Source organism: Thermococcus chitonophagus (genome assembly GCF_002214605.1).
In the GTDB taxonomy this organism is placed as follows: Archaea; Methanobacteriota_B; Thermococci; order Thermococcales; family Thermococcaceae; genus Pyrococcus; species Pyrococcus chitonophagus.
Genome location: NZ_CP015193.1, coordinates 754,501 through 770,509 on the forward strand (window position 1 = coordinate 754,501; position 16,009 = coordinate 770,509).

The following is a 16,009-nucleotide window of genomic DNA, read 5'->3' on the forward strand; positions in this document are numbered from 1 at the left end:
AATGAGACATTTCCTCACCCTCTCTTTAATTCTTGTAGTCGTTTTCTCTGTGTTACCTGCTACTCATGCTCAGATTCAGGATATTGCAATCTTAGTGAGCGATAACGAGGCTGATTTGACTATTGCCGAGAGAGTAAGTGAACTCCTTCACGCAAGGCTAATAGTGACGCCTTGGGGAGTTTATGATCCGAACGTTAGTGTTGAGGTCATAGACTATAATCCCACTCTTGTGATAATAATTGGTGGCCCAATTGCCGTAGTTGAGAGATACGAACAGGATCTCCAATCCTTTGGGATATCCTATACTAGGCTGTATGGCCAGACTAGAGTCGAAACGGCTATAAAAGTCATAGAATTTATACAAAAAGATTATCCGGACCTGCTTAAGAATTCTAAGTTTTTTGCTGTTTATGGATGGGATCTTGCCAGCATTACAAAACTTAGGGAAATAATGGAGAGCGACAAAGAAGTAATTCCGATTTTTGTTGGACCAAATTCAACGAGTGTTCCAGTAAACGTTACAGCCGTGATCGTAAGTGATGAATCAGAGAACATCCTGAAGAAAATCCATCTCAGAAATGCAAAGGTAATTAGAGTCCGCATGAGCGAGCTCACTGTCTTACAAATCTTGGAGAGGGCAAACACAACGTTACTAAGAGCGAAAAGTCTCGCTGAAACTAGTGAAGATCAGAGAATGCTACATTCAGCTGAAGATCTTTTGCTGAGTGCGGAGCATGCATATAAGTCTGGAGATTATGAAAAGGCCTATAGGTTGGCTACTAGGGCAATGACGATTGCTCAAGTGGTAATAGCTGGAGAGGGCACCAAAAAAGAACTTCCTGTTACAATGAGAATTGAGATGCAGCTAAAGCTAATGTCACTGCTAATGGATAAGCTTGAGGCTAGGGGTGAAGATGTCTCTCAGGCGAGGTACTATCTGGAGCTTGCGAAAAGGGCTTTAGAGACTGGTAGGGTTGGAGATGCTATGATATATCTTGAAAAGGCTAGGGATGCTGTAAAGGCTAAGATACGGGGCAGAAAGCCAGAAAGCATTCCGGTTAGCAGGCCTGAGAAGGGTAGAGGAGGTAAGCCCTGAGATTCTTTACCTTGCATGGATCTCTACAATATCCCCATCCTCTAAAACATGATCCGGGCCCACTCTCTGGCCCGGAAACTTTACACTTTTTCCCCAGACCCTTGCATACCTGAAGTTCTTTACAAGGTCTTTATGAATTCTCTCAGCAACATCAAGAACCGTTGACCCCTTTTTCAGCGCTATGGGCGGATAAGCGGGCTCTTCCCCTGGGCTCTTCGTGAACACCCTTATTATATCTGCGACATCATACAGTGCTTCCTTAACAGCCTCTAGGTTTATCCTCTTCTTGGCCGAGACGGGAACTATCTTGAACTTCTCCCCATAGGCTCTCACGAGCTTTTCATAGTTCTCTTTACTTCCTGGGGCATCTCCCTTGTTGGCTATAATTATAGCCTTCCTCCAAACTAAGCTGTCATCAAGGGCATCGGCGAATTCCTCAAGAGTCACGGGTTCTTTAACCGTAATCTCCGCTGAGTGTATCTTCTCTTCTCTCAGCATCTTCATGACTTCATTGATGTCACCCTTAATGTTTTCCGCCCCGTTGATCACTATTCCTCCACTTGGCGTTTTTCTAATTTCTACTCTTGGTCTTCTCTTGTTAACCTTGATTCCGGCTCTCTCGAATTCTCTGAGCAAGATTTCCATCTGCTTAATTGGATCTTCGCTTAAATCTACGACTATAGCTATAGCATCTGCGTTTCTTATTACGGCTAAGAGTTGTGGTCCCATTCCCTTCCCTAATGCCGCTCCCTCCAATAGCCCAGGAACTTCTACAAGCTGTATCTGTACGTCCTTATAGTTCATCATTGCTGGAATTGGCTCCGTGGTTGTAAAGGGATAATCTGCACTCTCAACATCTACTCCCGTTAATGCCCTCAGTAGTTCAGACTTTCCAACGTTGGGCAGGCCGACAAGGACTATCTGAGCGGCTCCCTCCTTCTTTACAGCTAGAGAATAACCCCCGCCCTTTCTTTGCTGTCTCTGCTTCTCCAGTTCCTTCCTAAGCTCTGCCAACTTTCTCTTTATCTGCAGTCTAAGCTTTTCAGTTCCCTTGTGTTTCGGAACTAAAGCGTACATCTTCTCAAGTGCCCTGATCTTTTCTGGAATAGTCTTGGCATTCCTATACTCCTCTTCGGCCGCTAGATACTCTGCCGTAACGTTCGTTGGCATCTCTGCTCCCGAACTCTCTTTCCCGATCGGTTTTATAAAATTGAGGTCGAAAAGTTTAAAGTAAGCTTTGGTTATTATATCCTGAGGTGAGAACCATGGTGAAGGTGAAGTTCCTGGGGCATGCTGCGTTTTACATTGAGGGAAGCAAGAAGATACTCATCGATCCATTCCTGAACGGCAACCCACAGGCCGCAGCAAAGCCCGAGGACTTTAGGGATGTTGACCTGATCTTAGTTACGCACGCCCACGGAGACCACCTTGGAGATGCAGGAGAGATAGCAAAGCTCAGCGGAGCGAAAGTAGTGGCAATGTACGACATAGCGAACTACATCAGCGAGAAGTACAGGGGAGTTGAGACCGTTGGAATGAACTATGGACCAACGGAGGTGGATGGCGTTAAGATAGTTCAGGTTCCAGCGTGGCACTCAAGCAGCGATGGAAAGTACAGCATAGGAAACGCCTGCGGCTACATAGTTGAGATCGATGGAGTAAAGATCTACCACGCTGGAGACACCTTCGTTTTCAAGGACATGGAGCTCTTCGCCGAGCTCTACGGGCCAATTGACGTTGCCTTACTTCCAATAGGCGGACACTTCACGATGGGTCCAAAGGAGGCCGCTAAGGCTGTAGAGTTGCTCAAGCCCAAGTATGTAGTCCCAATGCACTACAACACCTGGCCACCAATCGCCGCTGACCCGGAGGAGTTCAAGAAGTTGGTAGGAGAAAAGGCAAAGGTTGTTATACTCAAGCCTGGAGAGGAGTTAGAGCTTTAATCTCCTCTTAACTTCTTCTATTCCCAGCTTTACGAGTAGGTCTTTTTCTCTTGATGTTTCTCCCCTTACTATCTCGACTTCCGCACCAAAGAATTTTGAGAGGAACTTAACCAGCTCCTTGTTGGCCTTCCCTCCCACAGGGGGAGCTTTGACGCTCACCTTCAGCCTATTCCTCCACTCATCAATGCCCTCTATCTTGTTTTCCTTTGCATTTGGCCTAACTATGACCTGAAGAATCGTCCCTTCCCTGGCCTCTCTAAGCATTGACCTCACCGAATATCCTCTCAAGGAACCAGTTCTTGTCGAACGGCATTAAGTCGTCATATCCCTGGCCAACGCCGACGAAGATTATCGGCGCATCTATGACGTGGCTTATGCTCAACGCTGCCCCTCCCCTTGCATCCGCATCCAGCTTCGTGAGCACTACGGCATCTATCTTTACAGCCTCGTTGAACTGTCTCGCCTGCTCGACTATAGCGTTTCCGGCCAGTGCATCTCCAACGAAAACAACTAGGTTTGGCTTTGTGACTCTGGCTATCTTCTTCATTTCATCCATGAGGTTCCTGTTGGTCTCGCTCCTTCCAGCGGTGTCGATTAAAACTACGTCAATTCCTCTGGCCTTGGCATGTTGAATTGCATCATAGGCCACCGCGGCGGGATCCGCACCGTAGGAGTGCTTTATCACCTTAACTCCAATCCTCTTGGCGTGCTCCTCCAGCTGTTCTATTGCTCCAGCCCTGAAGGTGTCGCTCGCAGCTATAACCACGCTGAAGCCGTTCTTCTTGAGCCAGTGCGCTATCTTCGCTATTGTGGTCGTTTTTCCTGAGCCATTGAATCCGACGAACATTATTACGTACGGCTTCTCGGCCTTCTTTATCTCTTCTATTAGATCTATCCTTCTAGATGTTTCGAGGATCTCGGAGACTGCCTCTTTCACTGCTTCCTCAATAATCTTTTCCTTATCCGTTCCTATCCTAACTTTTCTGCCAACTAACTTTTCTTTTATCTTCTCTCTAAGGGCGTCAACCACTTCTAAGGCTACATCTGCCTCTAAAAGCTCGAGCTCTAGCTCATCCAATGCTTCATCTATATCTTTCTCCTTTATTTCGACCATCAGTAGCTTATCTAGTAACCCCTTTTTCTCGGCTTCCTTCTCCTCCTTTTCGACGTTTTCTTCGACTTTCTTCACGAATGATCTTAATTTCTCCTTGAGTTTTCCGAACATGTTCTTCCCCTTCTGAGAGTTTCCCACATGTATATAAGGATTTAAGTTCAAGAAAATGCGTTCAAATGTCGCTGGAACATCTAAGTAATCTTGACTAATTTTGGCCAAATAGTTCGAACCTCTTGGCAGAATAAAACAAAAAATTGCCAAAATTCCATGAATTCTGGCTTATTGGAAACCTGGTAACTTTATTTTCTAAACATTCGGTTCACTCACGAAAGATTTAAATGGTTTACAAATGTAAAACCTGTTAGGGGATTGCAGGTGGTCGATATGGCGAACGTCGAAGGTTCGACCCAGGTTACTAAGGAGGAGTATCTTGTCATAGGGAAGGCAAAGAACGTTGAGATAAGTGTCGACACTTTTCTCTGCAAGGGCTGCGGAATATGCGTTGAGATGTGTCCCAGAAAGGTTTTCGAGTGGAGCAAGGAGCTCAGCGAGAAGGGAGTACATTATCCAATTCCAGTCCATGCCGAGAAGTGCGTAAGGTGTAAGCTTTGTGAGTTATTATGCCCAGACTTTGCGATAGCGGTAAGGTGGTAGAGATGATAATTAGGGGCGACGAGCCCGAGCAAAAGAAATTGTTGAGGAAGCTCTACAAGCCTGGCAACTACTTCATGATGGGAGATGAGGCCGTAGCTTACGGTGCAATCTTTGCCGGCTGCAGGTTCTACGCTGGCTATCCAATAACCCCCTCGAGCGAGATAGCCGAAACGATGGCTAGAGAGCTCCCCAAGGTTGGGGGCTACTACCTCCAGATGGAGGATGAAATAGCGAGCATTGCCGCGATGATTGGTGCTTCTTGGACGGGCTTTAAGGTCATGACAGCTACTTCAGGCCCGGGATTCAGCTTGATGCAGGAAAACCTGGGCTACGCCGTGATGACTGAAACTCCCCTCATTTTGGTTGATGTTCAGAGGAGTGGGCCATCTACGGGTCAAGCAACGAAGGGTGCCCAGGGAGACTTCTTCCAGGCAAGATGGGGCACCCACGGAGATCATCCAATCGTTGCCGTCTCACCAATAAGCGTTGAAGATGCATTCTGGGAGACGATAAGGGCATTCAACATTGCCGAGAGGCTTAGGACTCCAGTAGTAGTTCTATTTGACGGAATATTGGGTCATACAAGAGAGCAGATAAGGATTCCTGATCCAGATGAGGTGGAAATAGCTTACAGGAAGTTGCCTCAGAACGAGGAGGAGGCAAAGCTTCCCTTTGGAGATCCCCACGGCGATGGAGTACCGCCGATGCCCCTCTTCGGCCACGGCTACTTCACCCACGTTACAGGCTCTACCCACAAGGAGAACGGCCTCAGGGACGTCTACACTCCGGAGGTTCACGACAGGCTCGTGAGGAGGATTCACAGGAAGATAGAGAAGAACAGAGAAGTTTACGAGAAGTATGAGGAGTACTACACCGATGATGCAGAGATATTGGTGGTGAGCTGGGGAGTTTCAGCTAGACCCTCTCTAGGAGCAGTTTTGAAGGCCAGGGAAGAGGGTATAAAGGTTGGCCTGTTCGTGCCTAAGACAGTCCATCCATTCCCTGGGGAGAAGATGAGGGAGCTTGGGAAGAGAGTGAGGGCAATCCTCGTCCCTGAGATGAACCTTGGCCAGATGATCCTTGAGGTTCAGAGGTTCGTTAACGATGACGTAATCCTAAGGGGAGTTAACAAGATCGGAGGGGTCCCACTAACTGTTGAGGAAATTTTGAGGGAGATAAGGGGTGTTGCTTGATGGTTAAGATTTATTCTAAGTACCCAATGGTCAAGTATTTAAGGCAGGAAGCCCTACCAACTGCCCTATGTCCTGGGTGTGGTGGAGGTACAGTTCTAAACGCCTTTGCAAATGCCATTGATCAGCTCAAGATAGATCCCAAGGATTTAGTAGTAGTGAGCGGTATAGGCTGTTCGGCTTGGATAGCTTCGCCCTACTTCCTAGCTGATACCCTCCACACAACTCATGGGAGGGCAATAGCCTTCGCTACTGGCGTCAAGGTTGGATTGCCGGATAAGTACGTGGTAGTGATAAGCGGTGACGGTGATCTGGCGAGCATAGGTGGAAACCACTTAATCCACGCAGCGAGGAGGAACATTGATATAACCGTAATCTTGGTCAACAACTTCATCTACGGAATGACCGGCGGTCAAGTGGCCCCTACAACGCCTTTTGGGGCTATAACAACCACAACACCATACAGGAACGTTGAGCATCCGCTGAAGATAGCTGAAACTGTCGCCGCTGCAGGAGCAAGCTACGTTGCTAGGTGGACTACCGCTCACGTCTACCAGCTCATAGAGAGCATAAAGAAGGCCCTAACGACTAAGGGCTTCTCTCTGGTTGAGGTAATCTCTCAGTGTCCAGTTCAGTTCGGAAGGAGGAACAGGATGAAGGAGCCTGCTGAGATGCTTCGCTGGTTCTTGAAGAATTCAGTTCCGATAAGCAAGGCAAAGAAGATGAGCGAGGAGGAGCTTGAGGGCAAGTTTGTAATCGGCGAATTCGTCCACAGAAAGAGGCCTGAGTTTACGGAGGAGCTCAACAAGCTGATCGATGAAGTTCAGGCTAAGTACGTGAGAGGTGATTGAAATGCAGATTAGATTCGCGGGAATTGGGGGCCAAGGTGTCGTGCTTGCAGGCGTAATCTTAGGAGAGGCAGCCGCTATTGAAGGGTTGAAGGTTCTCCAAACCCAGGATTATAGTTCGGCATCAAGGGGAGGTCACTCCATAGCGGACGTGATAATATCTGAGGGCGAGATTTACGACTTAATGGTTACGAATGCTGATGTTCTCGTTGCTCTTCACCAGCTCGGCTATGAAACCGCAAAGTCAAAGCTGAAGCCAGATGGGCTGCTTATTATTGATACTGACCTAGTTAGACCAGACAGGGACTACATCGGGGCCCCATTCACGAGAATAGCTGAGGAAACTACTGGATTGGCCTTGACGGTAAATATGGTTGCCCTGGGCTATCTAATTGCCAAGACTGAAGTTGTAAAACCGGAGAGCGTTGAAAAGGCCATTAAGAGGAGGGTTCCTAGAGGAACGGAGGATATAAACATTAGGGCCTTTAGGAAGGGCCTGGAGGTTGGTTCTAAATGAAGTATCCATTTCCAGTGGGTAGGGCTGACTTTATCCAAGGAGATGAGGCTATAGCTAGAGCAGCGATTCTTGCCGGTTGCAGATTCTATGCAGGCTATCCAATAACACCGGCAAGCGAGATATTCGAAGCAATGGCTCTTTACATGCCCCTCATTGATGGTGTGGTAATTCAGATGGAAGATGAGATAGCGAGTATAGCTGCGGTAATAGGAGCTTCCTGGGCTGGAGCGAAGGCCATGACTGCTACTTCAGGCCCAGGATTCAGTTTAATGCAGGAGAACATAGGTTACGCTGTAATGACGGAAACCCCGATAGTGGTTGTCGATGTCCAGAGAGGTGGACCATCAACGGGCCAACCAACTCTGCCAGCCCAGGGAGATATAATGCAGTCCATCTGGGGAACTCACGGTGATCACTCCCTCATAGTCCTAAGCCCCTCCACCGTTCAAGAGGCATTTGATTTCACAATTAGAGCCTTTAATTTGGCAGAGAAGTACAGGACGCCGGTTATTCTACTCACGGATGCCGAAGTCGGCCACATGAGGGAGAGAGTCTACATCCCAAACCCCGAGGAGATAGAAATCGTGAACAGGAAGTTGCCTCAGAACGAGGAAGAAGCTAAGCTCCCCTTTGGAGATCCCCACGGCGACCTAGTTCCCCCAATGCCGATATTCGGAAAAGGCTTCAAGACGTACGTTACCGGCCTAACTCATGACGAAAGGGGCAGGCCAAGGACAGTAGAAAGAGAAGTTCACGAGAGATTAATTAAGAGAATTGTCGAGAAGATCGAGAGGAACAAGAAGGATATCTTCGACTACCAAGCCTATGAGCTTGAAGACGCTGAAATTGCAATTGTTTCCACCGGTATAGTTGCTAGATCAGCTTTAAGGGCTGTTAGAATGCTCAGGGAGAACGGAATCAAGGCGGGACTACTAAAGATAAACACGATATGGCCCTTCGACTTCGAGTTGATAGAGAGCGTTGCTGAAAAAGTTAATGCAATCTACGTCCCGGAGATGAACCTCGGCCAGCTCTACCACCTAGTCAAGGAAGGAGCTAATGGAAAGGCCCCTGTCAAGCTGATAAGCAAGATAGGTGGAGAGGTTCACACTCCAATGGAGATCATCGAGTTCATAAGGAGGGATTTGAAGTGAGGCTCGTTTCTGCTTACGAGATAAGGGATAAGTATCTGAGGAAGGACATGCTTCCCACTATCTTCTGTCCGGGATGTGGAATAGGTAGCGTTCTCCAGTTCACGCTCAGGGCCATTGACGAGCTCGGCCTTGACCCCGATAAGATAGTATGGGTGAGTGGGATAGGTTGTAGCTCTAGAGTTCCAGGCTTTGTTAACTTTGATGGCCTCCACACAACCCACGGAAGAGCCTTAGCCTTTGCAACTGGAATAAAGCTCGCTAATCCTGAGCTGAAGATAATAGCCTTCATGGGAGATGGTGATGCCGCGGCAATAGGTGGAAACCACTTTATCCACGCGATAAGGAGAAATCTTGACGTTACAGTTATTCTGATCAACAACTTCACGTACGGAATGACCGGTGGTCAGGTTGCACCAACAACCCCCAAGGGTTTGAGGGGAACCACCGCACCGTACGGCCAGTTTGAGAACCCCTTCGATATAGCCCAGCTTGCTGTTGCTGCCGGGGCCAACTACGTTGCGAGGTGGACTGTATTCAACTACATCCAGGGGATAAACAGCATAAAGAAGGCCCTAAGCAAGGAGGGCTTCACCCTCGTAGAGTTCCTTAGTCCGTGCCCGATAAGTTTTGGAAGGAGGAACAGGATGAAGACGGCCCCAGAGCTCATAAGATGGTACCAGCAGATAACGGTTCCCTTAGCGAAGGCCAAGAAGATGCCTCCGGAGGAGCTTGAGGGGAAGATAGTCATAGGGGAATTCGTTGACAGGGACAGGCCTGGCCTCGTTAGGGAGTACATGGAGTACATAAAGAGGGCCAAGAAGATCATGGGGTGGGAAGAATGAGGAAGGAAATCCTAATTGGTGGCTTTGGAGGGCAGGGTGTCATCTTGGCCAGCGTAATCCTAGGGAGGGCCGCCGCGGTCTACGAAGGTCTGCATGCAGTTCAAACTCAAGTTTACGGACCTGAGTCAAGGGGTGGGGCTAGTAGAGCTGAGGTCGTGATAAGTGATGAACCCATAGATTATCCCAAGGCGATAAAGCCGGATTACGCGATCCTTTTGAGCCAGCAGGCTTACGATAAGTACCTTCCTTTGGTTAGGGAAGGTGGGCTGGTGATTATTGAGGAGGACTTAATCCCCCACAGGAACGAAGAGCTTGAGAAAGGGAAGGAGATTCATGCTTATCCTCTAACGAAGATAGCCGAGGAAACCACTGGCCTAAGCTTGACGATGAACATATTAACTCTTGGCCTGTTCGTTGGCCTTACGGGTATAGTTAAAAGGGAAAGCATAGAGAAGGCGGTTCTAGATGCCGTTCCCAAGGGAACGGAGCAGATAAACCTTAAGGCCCTCCATAAGGGCTTTGAACTTGCCGAAAAGTCCTGATACTTCTCTGGTATTTTTATCCAAAACCTTTTAAAACTATTCTCAAACAGATTGGACGAATAGTCCAGTGGAGGGTCTAGAATGAAAAGGATGTCAATCGTACTGTTCTTGGCTTTAATAGTGTTCATGAGCGGATGTATAGGGACGCAGACCACAACGGTAACAACGACAACGACTGCTCCACCCAAGACAGTAACCGTCACTGAAACCCAGGGTAAAACAACTACAACTACTGTTACCATCACCCAGACTGTAACCACTACAATGGCCCCGACTCACTACCCCCTGACGATCATTGATTCCGCGGGGAGGAAGGTTACAATAAAGAAGGAGCCTCAGAGGATAGTTTCCCTGGCACCGTCAATTACCGAGACCCTATACTTCATAGGTGCTCTCGACAAGGTCGTTGGAGTTACGAAGTTTGATGACTTTCCACCGGGAGTTCAGAAGGGAAGAACGATAATTGGAGGTTTCTCTGATCCTAACCTTGAAGTTATAGCGTCCCTGAAGCCAGACCTTATAATCGGAACTAGTATGCATCTAAAATACTTGGACAAGCTTCAGCAGATAGCTCCAGTTATCATAGTTGATCCTAAGAATATAACCCAGATCTATGACTGGATAATAAAGCTTGGCAAAGTAGTTAACAGGGAAAAGGAGGCCGAGGGTGTCGTTAATTACATGCGGGCAATAGTGGAGAGCGTTCAGGCGAAAGTGGCTAATTCTACCAAGCCAAAGGTCTTCTTCTTGCTCAGCTATTGGAACGGTTACTGGACTGGCGGGAAGGGGACATTCATAGACAGCCTAATAGAGCTTGCCGGAGGAGAGAACATCTTCCACGACATTGAAGGCTGGAAAGCCGTTAGTGCCGAGGATATAGTTGCCAGAAATCCTGATGTTATAATCATCTCCTACCACGCCGGTGTCAAGCCCGGTGACCTCTGCAACACCCCTCTGGCGAAGACAAACGCCTTCAAGAACGGCAGGGTCTACGTGATAAGTGATGACAATTTAATTTCCAGGCCTGGCCCCAGGATAGTCCTCGGCCTCGAGGAGATAGCCTATTTCATCCACCCTGAGGCCTTCAACTACGCCTACCAGCCAAAGGCCTGTGCGGTCTCTTCTTCCTGATCTACATTTTTAGTAGCCCCAAAGTCGGGAGTGCCGTTATCGCTATGCTTATTGTGCCCCCAAGTATCAGGGCTGGTATCGTGATCTTCTTCTCCATCCCCAGGATGTATGCCGCAAGCGCTCCAGTCCAGACCCCGGTTCCTGGGAGAGGTATGGCGACGAATATCGTGAGGCCTATAAGGCCCCACCTCTCAACGTAGGGCCTTGCCTTGTTCCTAACCCTCTCTATGTAATACATGTAGAGCTTAGCTATCCTGCTCAGAAACGTATTCTCTAATGCGATCATTACCCTGTCTATACCTGGCAACAGGGCGGGCAAAGCAAACGATAACAACAGAACTCCAGCAATCGAGGCTAAAATTGTTTCTGAAACTGGATACCCTCTTCCTAAGCCGTAGATTACAGCGTATCTACCTTCAAACGTTGGTATGAGCGAGAGCGCTAACACCTCAAGAAAACTCACCTAACTCACCTCACAGTAGCCCCTTATCGTATAGGGCGTGGTACGCTTTAAGCAGAGCCTGCTGGACCCTCTTTGGACCAAAGTGTTTCACGGCCTCTCTAAGTCCCCTCTCCATTATCCTCTCGAGGATTATCTTTACATCCTGAGTTAACCCGAGGTCGTTTTGAGTTGCGAGCTCGACTATTTCATAGGGATCCCTATAGTTTAGACCTTTAAGCCACTTAAGGGGGATGCCTTCCTTGAGGGGTCTTACATTTTCAAACTCTATTATCGTAACTTCATCTTCCCCGTAGAGCTCTCCATATATCTTTGAGAGCTCCTTTACTAGTTCCTTAACGTCGGAGAAGCCGTCAAGTCTAGCATCTTCGTTTGTCAGGTCTTTAACTTTCTTCCTTCTAACTTCCTTTATCCTCGCCCTAGCTATGGCTGTATCGCTTGGGGTTATAACTATGTAGACTTCACTCCCGGGCTTGGCTTCATACTTCCCATATCTAACAGTTGTTACCTTTTTCCCGGAGATTATCTTGGCCTTGTACTTGTTGTCAAGTAATATGAACTTCCTTATTTGAATCGTTCTCACGCTCTAGCACCTCCAGAAGCTGTGTGAGCTTCGTGATTTCGTAGTCTGCATACTCTCTGTACTCCAATTCTTTATCGTAATGTTTTCCATACCTGAACCACACCGTCTTCATCCCTACGTTTTTTGCCCCGTATATGTCCGAGTAAAGCCTGTCCCCGACCATCATGGCCTCTTCAGGTTTAACTTTAAATGCCTTGAGAGCTTTCCTGAAGATTTTGGGGTGTGGTTTCTTGACACCTTCAAAGTCCGATATTATGACGTGCTCAAAGAAGTCGTCCATCTCAAGCCTTAATATCTTCTCCCACTGCTTTATCGGGTTGCCGTCCGTAATTATTCCCAGCCTGTAGCCGAGCTCCCTCAGCTTTATCAGAACCTTCCTTGCCCCAGGAACCTCCCTCAGGTATGCGAACTTCGTGTTGTGGTAAGCAATAACGCCGGCCGCAACTATCTTGGGATCGTACTCCAGGTCAAGCCTCCTGAGGAGGTAGTCGAAGTGGTGGGGGAAGTTGCTCCCGTACTCCTTTATCAGCTCCATAAGCTCCGAATAAGCCGTGTCAAAATCAACGGGAAGGCCGTGTCTAATCATATTCTCTATTGCATTTCTCCTCGCCATCTCGGCCAGCCTGCTTGTATCGGCGAGGGTATCATCGAGGTCGAAAAAGATCACCCTTATCATGCCTACCCATAAGAAAGTCTCCAAATAGGAATAAAAACATTATTATGGAGAAGGAAAGGGATAGAAGAAGGTTCACTCCTTCATAGGTAATCCATAGTCGAATGAGTAGTAGACCCTCTGGAACTCAAGCCTGAAGTAGTAGACGTCTCTTCTGACCTTCTTTGGATCCTCCTTGTCGAGGAGCACCCTCTTCATGAAGTGGGCTATCTCCTTCATGTCATCCTCCATCATTCCAACCCTAGTCATCTCCTGAACTCCGATTCTCAATCCGCTAGGCTCGTTGACCTTCTCAAGTGGATCCCATGGCAGGAGGTTCTTGTTGAGTATTATTCCAGCTTCCTCGAGGAGAGGAGCAGCCCATCCTCCTCCGGCTGGGTGCAGATCACTGACATCAACTATGACCTGGTGGCTCTTCGTGTATCCCTGGTCTTCGCCAATGACCTTGAAGCCTTCCTCAGCCAAAGCCTCGGCCAAGGCCTTAGCGTTCTTCACGATCTGCTTTGCGTAGGCCTCACCGTACTCCAGCATCTCCGCAGCTGTGATCACCTTACCGGCCATGTGATGGAGATGGTGGTTGCTCAGCACTCCTGGGAAGATCGCCCACTGGAGCTTAGCTATTGTATCGTTGTCGGCAAATCTCTTGTACAGTAGAACTCCACCCTGGGGTCCTGGGAAGGTCTTGTGGGTTGAAGCTGTCATTATGTCGGCTCCCTCTCTAAGCGGGTCTTGGAACTCTCCTCCGGCGATTAGACCGAGGACGTGGGCTGCATCGTAAACGACGAATGCTCCAACTTCCTTGGCAACTGGGGCGAGCTCCTTGACTGGGTGCGGGAACGGGAACAGTGACCCTCCAAACATCACTATCTTGGGCTCGAGCTCCCTGATCATCTTTTCAGCTTTATCAACGTCAATGTTGAAGGATTCGTTGTCGAAAGGCCAGGTGTGCACTTCGAGGCCCCTCATTCCCGCAGCTCCAAAGGGCATGTGACTTATGTGTCCTCCATGGCTCGTATGGAGGACGATAACCTTATCACCGGGCTGGCCAAGGCCGAAGAATACAGCTTGGTTAGCGTTGGTTCCAGAAATTGGCCTTAAGTCAGCGAACTCACTCTTAAATAGCTTTGTAAAGAGCTCAACTCCAATGAGCTCGACCTCATCAACGTACTTACAGCCCTGATAGTACCTCTGCTTGGGCCACCCCTCTGCATACTTGTGCATGAAGCCAGAAGCGACGGCCCTATTAACGCTTGGTGAGGTTACGTTCTCACTAGCGATGAGGTTTATAGTATGGCTCCTCCACTTTTCGTGCTCTTCAATAAAGTTCAGAACCTTGTCCCTATACTCCCTGTAGCTCATAGAAACCACCAGCTATATTTCATACGTATATAATTTAAACCTTTGCTTAGCGGATAGGGCATTCCTTTGAAAATGGAGTTAAGGTAACCTGACTACCTATGCTCCAAGCTGACATTTTGATAGTGTTACTATTTTTCTTTTTTGTGTTATTTTTTGTTATGTTGGATTTTTCATTTGTGTGTTCTTGTTTTATTGTGATTGTTTTGTCATATTGGAGGTCTGCTCGGGTCTAGATTTTCCAATTAAGGATTTAAGAGAGAGAATGCCTAATTTAATCAGAAATTATTGGTTTTTGTTTTAAAAGTATCTCATTAGTGGTAATCTGCTGGATGTTTTAGCTAACTGAGTGGTTATAACTTTTCCTAGCCTTATTCTTGATTTAAAGTCCTAGAAACCTTAAATTGGATGATCTAGGAGTTCTAATTAACTCGCATTTTTGGATTAATTCAGTGCCTCGAACTTTTTTCTGGCTTATTCAATTTCGATTGTTTGAAAGTTAATTTTACGGGTTTGTAGGAGTGAGTTAATGATGAACTCCCCGTTAATTCCTCTGTTATTTTCAGGGTAGGTTTATAAAGGAATGGCAGTGCTACGGGTTTCCCAGGAAGGTAAATTATTTAAGCCCTCAGAAGAGAGTACTAACCGAACAAAGCCAAAAACCCCAAAGTTTCCGTAGAACTAAATAGTGTGGAAAGACGCTAATATGTACGGTGGCTTCTCCGGGCACATGTAGCTCCCGGTTTCCGTAGAACTAAATAGTGTGGAAAGTCGTCTCTTGGCAAGCTTGTAGTCAAGAACTACGCCGTTTCCGTAGAACTAAATAGTGTGGAAAGAGAATAACACCATCCTTGTCAATTTCTTCTGCGACAACAGTTTCCGTAGAACTAAATAGTGTGGAAAGTTGCTGGAAGCCTGTCAATGTGGAGTTCTGGTCCCCTCGTGCCCCAGTTTCCGTAGAACTAAATAGTGTGGAAAGCACCTCACCCATCCCGACAGCCCGCACCACCCTTCCCGCGTTTCCGTAGAACTAAATAGTGTGGAAAGCACTCACAATCGAAAAGCCCAACGAAATCGTGATAAGTTTCCGTAGAGTTTCCGTAGAACTAAATAGTGTGGAAAGATGTCTAGCCCGGGGTTTTCGCCCACCCGGGCCGAACCGTTTCCGTAGAACTAAATAGTGTGGAAAGCTTTTCTTTGGGGGTGCAGCCATGAGGAGGGTGTAGTTTCCGTAGAACTAAATAGTGTGGAAAGTTCCACCCCCACTTCTCAGCCCCGGGGCCTGAGCCGGGCTACCCCAGGTTTCCGTAGAACTAAATAGTGTGGAAAGGTGTAGTCCACTGATGCGTAGCTTACTTTTTGCTTTGGTATTATGAAGTGTTTCCGTAGAACTAAATAGTGTGGAAAGGAGAGGGAATGAGTTTCAACAAAATCATTAGTACATGTTTCCGTAGAACTAAATAGTGTGGAAAGCCGAACTCCCTGATCTGCTGCCTCCTCTTGAAGTAAATGTCCCTAGGTTTCCGTAGAACTAAATAGTGTGGAAAGGGACAGGGCAAAGATGCTTGAAGACTTGAAGAAGTTAGTTTCCGTAGAACTAAATAGTGTGGAAAGAGGTAGGGCCAGTGGAAGAGCCGAAGGTGGACTGGGATGGAGCCGAGGGTGATACTGACGTTGAAGAAGGATGAGTTTCCGTAGAACTAAATGGGGGGAAAGGATTTAAAATAAAAATCAAAATAGGACGGGGTTGCCCCCGAGTGGCCTCCCCGTCTGAAACTCATGAGGGCGGGGACTTGCCGTGAGGGGGCTTGGCGAACGCCGCACCCCCGTCCTGATCCTGCTATAAGGGTTAAGAAGAGAACATGGTCACGAAGACAATAGCCTCTAAATACCTCTGTTATTTTGC

Annotated in this window: 17 protein-coding genes and 1 CRISPR repeat array; of the genes, 10 read left to right on the forward strand and 7 right to left on the reverse strand. The window is 47.6% G+C overall.

Features of this window, described 5'->3' with window-relative positions; all coding sequences use genetic code 11:
- Nucleotide 1 precedes the first annotated feature (1 nt).
- Nucleotides 2-1,096 carry a cell wall-binding repeat-containing protein gene (locus A3L04_RS04235; RefSeq protein ID WP_068578905.1) on the forward strand — a complete coding sequence of 365 codons (1,095 nt, stop codon included), beginning with the start codon at nt 2-4 and terminating at the stop codon, nt 1,094-1,096.
- A 6-nt stretch (nt 1,097-1,102) separates the two neighbouring features.
- On the opposite strand, the gene A3L04_RS04240 is transcribed toward A3L04_RS04235, so the two are convergent.
- Nucleotides 1,103-2,266: an OBG GTPase family GTP-binding protein gene (locus A3L04_RS04240; protein ID WP_068578903.1), complete on the reverse strand. Its 1,164-nt coding sequence runs from the start codon at nt 2,264-2,266 to the stop codon at nt 1,103-1,105.
- A 95-nt stretch (nt 2,267-2,361) separates the two neighbouring features.
- Here A3L04_RS04240 and A3L04_RS04245 point away from each other — a divergent pair, with 95 nt between their 5' ends.
- Nucleotides 2,362-3,039, forward strand: a complete 678-nt coding sequence (locus A3L04_RS04245) for a metal-dependent hydrolase (RefSeq protein WP_068578901.1) — start codon at nt 2,362-2,364, stop codon at nt 3,037-3,039.
- On the opposite strand, the gene A3L04_RS04250 is transcribed toward A3L04_RS04245, so the two are convergent.
- The gene (locus A3L04_RS04250) at nt 3,028-3,303 is read right to left on the reverse strand and encodes a DUF167 domain-containing protein (RefSeq protein WP_068578899.1); all 276 of its coding nucleotides are present in this window, start codon (nt 3,301-3,303) and stop codon (nt 3,028-3,030) included. The two genes, A3L04_RS04245 and A3L04_RS04250, sit on opposite strands and share 12 nt — an antisense overlap.
- The gene (gene ftsY / locus A3L04_RS04255; RefSeq protein ID WP_068578897.1) at nt 3,296-4,264 is read right to left on the reverse strand and encodes a signal recognition particle-docking protein FtsY; all 969 of its coding nucleotides are present in this window, start codon (nt 4,262-4,264) and stop codon (nt 3,296-3,298) included. Before ftsY ends, A3L04_RS04250 begins: the two co-directional genes overlap by 8 nt.
- 273 nt (nt 4,265-4,537) lie before the next feature.
- Here ftsY and A3L04_RS04260 point away from each other — a divergent pair, with 273 nt between their 5' ends.
- The 8 genes from A3L04_RS04260 to A3L04_RS04295 all read left to right on the forward strand — a co-directional run bounded on the left by A3L04_RS04260 (nt 4,538) and on the right by A3L04_RS04295 (nt 11,031).
- On the forward strand, nt 4,538-4,807 hold the full coding sequence (locus tag A3L04_RS04260) for a 2-oxoglutarate ferredoxin oxidoreductase subunit delta (protein ID WP_068323472.1): 270 nt from the start codon (nt 4,538-4,540) through the stop codon (nt 4,805-4,807).
- A 2-nt stretch (nt 4,808-4,809) separates the two neighbouring features.
- On the forward strand, nt 4,810-6,000 hold the full coding sequence (locus tag A3L04_RS04265; protein ID WP_068578895.1) for a 2-oxoacid:acceptor oxidoreductase subunit alpha: 1,191 nt from the start codon (nt 4,810-4,812) through the stop codon (nt 5,998-6,000).
- A complete protein-coding gene (locus tag A3L04_RS04270) occupies nt 6,000-6,848 on the forward strand; it encodes a 2-oxoacid:ferredoxin oxidoreductase subunit beta (RefSeq protein WP_068578893.1) in 849 nt (282 codons plus the stop codon). Before A3L04_RS04265 ends, A3L04_RS04270 begins: the two co-directional genes overlap by 1 nt.
- 1 nt (nt 6,849) lies before the next feature.
- On the forward strand, nt 6,850-7,362 hold the full coding sequence (locus A3L04_RS04275) for a 2-oxoacid:ferredoxin oxidoreductase subunit gamma (RefSeq protein WP_068578891.1): 513 nt from the start codon (nt 6,850-6,852) through the stop codon (nt 7,360-7,362).
- Complete coding sequence (locus A3L04_RS04280) at nt 7,359-8,516, forward strand: 2-oxoacid:acceptor oxidoreductase subunit alpha (RefSeq protein ID WP_068578889.1); 1,158 nt, start codon at nt 7,359-7,361, stop codon at nt 8,514-8,516. The genes A3L04_RS04275 and A3L04_RS04280 overlap by 4 nt, the downstream gene beginning before the upstream one ends.
- On the forward strand, nt 8,513-9,358 hold the full coding sequence (locus tag A3L04_RS04285) for a 2-oxoacid:ferredoxin oxidoreductase subunit beta (RefSeq protein WP_068578887.1): 846 nt from the start codon (nt 8,513-8,515) through the stop codon (nt 9,356-9,358). Before A3L04_RS04280 ends, A3L04_RS04285 begins: the two co-directional genes overlap by 4 nt.
- Entirely contained in the window at nt 9,355-9,900 is a 546-nt protein-coding gene (locus tag A3L04_RS04290; protein ID WP_068578885.1) for a 2-oxoacid:ferredoxin oxidoreductase subunit gamma, read from the forward strand. The genes A3L04_RS04285 and A3L04_RS04290 overlap by 4 nt, the downstream gene beginning before the upstream one ends.
- A gap of 81 nt (nt 9,901-9,981) precedes the next feature.
- A complete protein-coding gene (locus A3L04_RS04295) occupies nt 9,982-11,031 on the forward strand; it encodes an ABC transporter substrate-binding protein (RefSeq protein WP_068578883.1) in 1,050 nt (349 codons plus the stop codon).
- 1 nt (nt 11,032) lies between these two features.
- Here A3L04_RS04295 and A3L04_RS04300 read toward each other — a convergent pair whose 3' ends face one another.
- The 4 genes from A3L04_RS04300 to glyA form a co-directional block, all read right to left on the reverse strand.
- Nucleotides 11,033-11,494: a COG2426 family protein gene (locus A3L04_RS04300; RefSeq protein WP_068578881.1), complete on the reverse strand. Its 462-nt coding sequence runs from the start codon at nt 11,492-11,494 to the stop codon at nt 11,033-11,035.
- 10 nt (nt 11,495-11,504) lie between these two features.
- Complete coding sequence (locus A3L04_RS04305) at nt 11,505-12,074, reverse strand: ASCH domain-containing protein (protein ID WP_068578880.1); 570 nt, start codon at nt 12,072-12,074, stop codon at nt 11,505-11,507.
- Nucleotides 12,037-12,750 (reverse strand): TIGR02253 family HAD-type hydrolase, encoded by a 714-nt coding sequence (locus A3L04_RS04310; protein ID WP_068578878.1) that lies wholly within the window; start codon nt 12,748-12,750, stop codon nt 12,037-12,039. The genes A3L04_RS04305 and A3L04_RS04310 overlap by 38 nt, the downstream gene beginning before the upstream one ends.
- A gap of 72 nt (nt 12,751-12,822) precedes the next feature.
- The gene (gene glyA, locus A3L04_RS04315; RefSeq protein WP_068578876.1) at nt 12,823-14,106 is read right to left on the reverse strand and encodes a serine hydroxymethyltransferase; all 1,284 of its coding nucleotides are present in this window, start codon (nt 14,104-14,106) and stop codon (nt 12,823-12,825) included.
- A gap of 666 nt (nt 14,107-14,772) precedes the next feature.
- Nucleotides 14,773-15,717: direct repeats of the CRISPR family, unit length 29 nt; unit sequence GTTTCCGTAGAACTAAATAGTGTGGAAAG.
- The last annotated feature ends 292 nt before the right edge of the window (nt 15,718-16,009 follow it).

What these genes read in the sequence shown, in the direction of transcription:
- A3L04_RS04275 (WP_068578891.1), top strand. Translation starts at nt 6,850, where the DNA reads ATGCAGATTAGATTCGCGGGAATTGGGGGCCAAGGTGTCGTGCTTGCA.
- A3L04_RS04270 (WP_068578893.1), top strand. Translation starts at nt 6,000, where the DNA reads ATGGTTAAGATTTATTCTAAGTACCCAATGGTCAAGTATTTAAGGCAG.
- A3L04_RS04295 (WP_068578883.1), top strand. Translation starts at nt 9,982, where the DNA reads ATGAAAAGGATGTCAATCGTACTGTTCTTGGCTTTAATAGTGTTCATG.
- A3L04_RS04290 (WP_068578885.1), top strand. Translation starts at nt 9,355, where the DNA reads ATGAGGAAGGAAATCCTAATTGGTGGCTTTGGAGGGCAGGGTGTCATC.
- A3L04_RS04240 (WP_068578903.1), bottom strand. Translation starts at nt 2,266, where the DNA reads ATGCCAACGAACGTTACGGCAGAGTATCTAGCGGCCGAAGAGGAGTAT.
- A3L04_RS04280 (WP_068578889.1), top strand. Translation starts at nt 7,359, where the DNA reads ATGAAGTATCCATTTCCAGTGGGTAGGGCTGACTTTATCCAAGGAGAT.
- A3L04_RS04310 (WP_068578878.1), bottom strand. Translation starts at nt 12,750, where the DNA reads ATGATAAGGGTGATCTTTTTCGACCTCGATGATACCCTCGCCGATACA.
- A3L04_RS04260 (WP_068323472.1), top strand. Translation starts at nt 4,538, where the DNA reads ATGGCGAACGTCGAAGGTTCGACCCAGGTTACTAAGGAGGAGTATCTT.
- glyA (WP_068578876.1), bottom strand. Translation starts at nt 14,106, where the DNA reads ATGAGCTACAGGGAGTATAGGGACAAGGTTCTGAACTTTATTGAAGAG.
- A3L04_RS04235 (WP_068578905.1), top strand. Translation starts at nt 2, where the DNA reads ATGAGACATTTCCTCACCCTCTCTTTAATTCTTGTAGTCGTTTTCTCT.
- A3L04_RS04250 (WP_068578899.1), bottom strand. Translation starts at nt 3,303, where the DNA reads ATGCTTAGAGAGGCCAGGGAAGGGACGATTCTTCAGGTCATAGTTAGG.
- ftsY (WP_068578897.1), bottom strand. Translation starts at nt 4,264, where the DNA reads ATGTTCGGAAAACTCAAGGAGAAATTAAGATCATTCGTGAAGAAAGTC.
- A3L04_RS04265 (WP_068578895.1), top strand. Translation starts at nt 4,810, where the DNA reads ATGATAATTAGGGGCGACGAGCCCGAGCAAAAGAAATTGTTGAGGAAG.
- A3L04_RS04245 (WP_068578901.1), top strand. Translation starts at nt 2,362, where the DNA reads ATGGTGAAGGTGAAGTTCCTGGGGCATGCTGCGTTTTACATTGAGGGA.